The sequence below is a fragment of the Trinickia sp. genome (assembly GCF_051961175.1).
Lineage (GTDB): Bacteria > Pseudomonadota > Gammaproteobacteria > Burkholderiales > Burkholderiaceae > Trinickia.
This window is the reverse complement of record NZ_JBQCDN010000303.1, coordinates 1-2,389: the sequence shown is the minus strand read 5'-3', so window position 1 is coordinate 2,389 and position 2,389 is coordinate 1. Positions and strand designations below refer to the sequence as shown.

1 protein-coding gene is annotated in these 2,389 nt (G+C 62.5%); it reads right to left on the bottom strand.

Features of this window, described 5'->3' with window-relative positions; all coding sequences use genetic code 11:
- A partial coding sequence (locus ACTHL0_RS18300) for a 2-oxoglutarate dehydrogenase E1 component (RefSeq protein ID WP_440568246.1) occupies positions 1–2,389 on the bottom strand: 2,389 nt, incomplete at both ends.

Below are 2,389 nucleotides of genomic sequence, written 5' to 3'. Positions count from 1 at the left end.
CCGTTGGCCAGTTCGGACAGATCCGACACGGCTTCCTTGTGACGCAGCAGCGACTTCGGCGTGAAGACGATGAGCGGCTTGCGGAACAACCGAATCATCTGACGGCGCAGCAGATGGAAGATCTGCGCGGGCGTCGTGGGCTGAACGACTTGCATGTTGTGCTCGGCGCACAGCTGCAGGAAGCGCTCGATACGCGCCGACGAGTGCTCGGGGCCTTGGCCTTCATAGCCGTGCGGCAGCAGCATCGTGAGACCGGAAACGCGGCCCCACTTCACTTCGCCCGACGAGATGAACTGGTCGATCACGACTTGCGCGCCGTTGACGAAATCGCCGAACTGCGCTTCCCAGGCGACGAGCGTATTCGGCTCGGCCGTCGAGTAGCCGTATTCGAAGCCGAGCACGGCTTCTTCGGACAGCACCGAATCGATCACCGTGAACTTGGCTTGCCCTTCCGCCACGTTTTGCAGCGGAATGTACGTACCGTCGTTCCAGCGCTCACGGTTTTGATCGTGCAGCACCGCGTGACGGTGCGTGAACGTGCCGCGGCCCGAATCCTGGCCCGTCAGACGCACGGCGTAGCCCGATGCGACGAGCGAGGCGAATGCCAGGTGCTCGCCCATACCCCAATCAAGCGGCGCCTCGCCACGGCCCATCGCACGGCGGTCGTTCACGACGCGCTCGACAAGCGGGTGCACCTTGAAATTCTCGGGCACCGTCGTGATGCGCTCGGCCAGACGCTTCAGCTCGGCCAGCGGCACAGCCGTATCGGCCGCATCGGTCCACTTGCGGTTCAGGAACGGCACCCAATCGACGGCATACTTGCTCTTATAGTTCGAGAGCACCGGATCGATCGTATGGTGGCCTTCGTCCATCGCCTGGCGGAAGGCTTTGACGAAGTTTTCGCCGTCTTCAGCCGTGATCACGCCTTGCTGCACGAGCTTTTCAGCGTACAGGGCACGCGTACCCGGGTGCTGGGCGATCTTCTTGTACATCAGCGGCTGCGTCACAGCCGGTGTGTCCTGCTCGTTGTGACCGAGCTTGCGGAAGCAGACGATGTCGAGCACGACATCCTTGTGGAACTGCATCCGGAAATCGATCGCAATCTGCGTGGCCAGCACGACGGCTTCGGGATCGTCGCCGTTCACGTGCAGCACCGGCGCTTCGATCATCTTGACGACGTCCGAGCAGTACAGCGTCGAGCGCGCATCGCGCGGATCGGACGTGGTGAAGCCGATCTGATTGTTGATGACGATGTGCAGCGTGCCGTGCGTGCCGTAGCCGCGCGTTTGCGCGAGGTTCAGCGTTTCCATCACGACGCCCTGGCCCGCAAAAGCCGCATCGCCGTGGATCTGCACGGGCAGCACTTGCAAGCCGTTGTCGTCGCCGCGGCGATCCATCCGCGCCTTGGCCGAGCCTTCGACCACCGGGTTGACGATTTCGAGGTGCGACGGGTTGAACGCGAGCGACAGATGCACGGGGCCGCCATCGGTGGCGACGTCCGACGAGAAGCCCTTGTGGTACTTCACGTCGCCGGCCGGCAGATCGTCGACGTGCTTGCCTTCGAATTCGGCGAACAAGTCCGACGGCATCTTGCCGAGGGTGTTCACGAGCACGTTCAGGCGGCCGCGGTGGGCCATGCCGATGACGATTTCCTGCACGCCCTTCGCGCCTGCGTGACGAACGACTTCATCCATCGAGGCGATGAAGCTTTCACCGCCTTCGAGCGAGAAGCGCTTCTGACCGACGTACTTCGTATGCAGGTAGCGTTCAAGCCCTTCGGCTGCCGTCAGGCGATTGAGGATGTGCTTCTTTTTATCTGCCGTGAAAGCCGGCGTGGCGCGGATCGATTCGAGCTTTTCCTGCCACCAGCGCTTCTGTTCCGGATCGCTGATGTACATGAATTCGGCGCCGATCGTGCCGCAGTACGTATCGCGCAGGCCCTTGACGATGTCGCGCAGCGACGCTTGCTCGAATCCCAGATAGAGATTGCTCGCGCTGAACGTCTGGTCCATGTCGGCTTCGGTGAAGTCGTAGAACGCAGGTTCGAGCTCGGGAATGGCGGGGCGCTCGCGGCGCTTGAGCGGATCGAGATTGGCCCACTGGGAGCCGAGGAAGCGATAAGCGCTGATCAGCGACTGGACGTGGACTTGCTTTCGCGCGGTGGCGAGATTCCCGCCTGCTGCGGCCTCGCGCGGGATGAAGGCATTGGCCTTCGCGCGCTGGGCGAACGATTCGACGATGGGGCCATGGGCCACGTCGCTTGCCGCGCTGCCGTCCGAGGCAGGCACGTTTTGCAACGCATCGAAGTATTCGCGCCAGTTTTCGGGGACGGACGCCGGGTTATCTAGATATTGCTCGTACAGTTCTTCAACGTACGGAGCATTGCCGC